This window comes from Erwinia sp. MYb416 (genome assembly GCF_037479575.1).
Lineage (GTDB): Bacteria > Pseudomonadota > Gammaproteobacteria > Enterobacterales > Enterobacteriaceae > Erwinia > Erwinia rhapontici.
In genome coordinates this window covers 1-1,201 of the sequence record NZ_JBBGYT010000356.1, presented here as the reverse complement: position 1 = coordinate 1,201, position 1,201 = coordinate 1, and the positions used below count along the sequence as shown (strand labels likewise).

1 protein-coding gene and 1 pseudogene are annotated in these 1,201 nt (G+C 57.9%); one reads left to right on the top strand and one right to left on the bottom strand.

Features of this window, described 5'->3' with window-relative positions; translation table 11 throughout:
- A partial coding sequence (gene yddG / locus WH277_RS05250; RefSeq protein WP_339504826.1) for an aromatic amino acid DMT transporter YddG occupies positions 1 to 877 on the top strand: 877 nt, incomplete at its 5' end.
- A 22-nt stretch (positions 878 to 899) separates the two neighbouring features.
- Here yddG and WH277_RS05245 read toward each other — a convergent pair.
- A pseudogene (locus WH277_RS05245) lies at positions 900 to 1,201 on the bottom strand (iron ABC transporter ATP-binding protein); the annotation flags it as partial.

Genomic DNA, 1,201 nt, shown 5'->3' with positions numbered 1-1,201 from the left:
CGCCATCATTCTGTGGAGCGCCATTGTCGGGCTGATACGCGGCGTCAGTGAAGGGCTCGGCGCTGTCGGCGGAGCCGCGATGATCTACACGCTTAGCGCGCTGCTGTTACTGCTGACGGTGGGATTCCCGAAGGTAAAAACATTTCCCCGCGCCTATCTGCTGTTGGGCAGCCTGCTGTTTGTCAGCTATGAAATCTGCCTGTCTCTCTCGCTGGGCTATGCCCGCAGCGGCATGCAGGCGATTGAAGTGGGTATGGTGAACTATCTCTGGCCCAGCCTCACCGTCCTGTTATCGGTGTTTATCGCCCGACAAAAATGCAGCCTGCTGATCGTCCCGGGAATGACGGTCTCCCTCGTCGGGATCGCCAAAGTGCTGGCGGGTGAGCATGCGTTGTCGCTGGCAGAGATCGGCAATAACATCGCCTCAAACCCTCTCAGTTATGGCCTGGCTCTCGCGGGCGCCGTGATCTGGGCGCTTTACTGCGTGCTGACGCAAAAAATAGCCCGGGGCAGTAACGGCATCACGCTATTCTTTATGCTGACCGCACTGGCGTTGTGGATAAAATATTTCTCCGCATCTCAGCCAGAGATGATCATCACGCTTCCGGTGCTGGTGAGTCTGGCGCTGGCTGCGCTGGCAATGGGCCTGGGTTATGCGGCATGGAACATCGGCATCCTGCACGGTAATGTGACGTTGCTGGCTACCGCGTCCTATTTTATTCCCGTGCTTTCGGCCATGCTGGCCGCCTGGATGCTGGATGCCAGCCTGTCGGTCAACTTCTGGCAAGGCGCTGGCATGGTCAGTCTCGGCTCGCTGCTGTGCTGGTGGTCAACGCGCACAACAGCAGGGGTAAACGTGTCCGGTACCTCAGCGTAAAGCGCCCCCGCGTGACGGCTCGCTAACGGTAATACATCGCAATACGCTGGCCGTTCACCTGCTCGATGGTCACGGGCAGATCGAAGATCCCTTCGATCACCTCAGGCACCATCACCTGCTCTGGCGTACCGCGGAATACCACCTGTCCGTCCTTCATCGCCAGGATGAAGTCGGAGTACGCCGAGGCAAAGTTAATATCGTGGATCACCAGCACAATGGATTTTTCTAACTGATCGGCGGCGCGTCTGAGCTGCTTCATCATCGCCACGCTGTGCTTCATATCCAGATTGTTCAGCGGCTCGTCCAGCAGGACATATTGCGTGT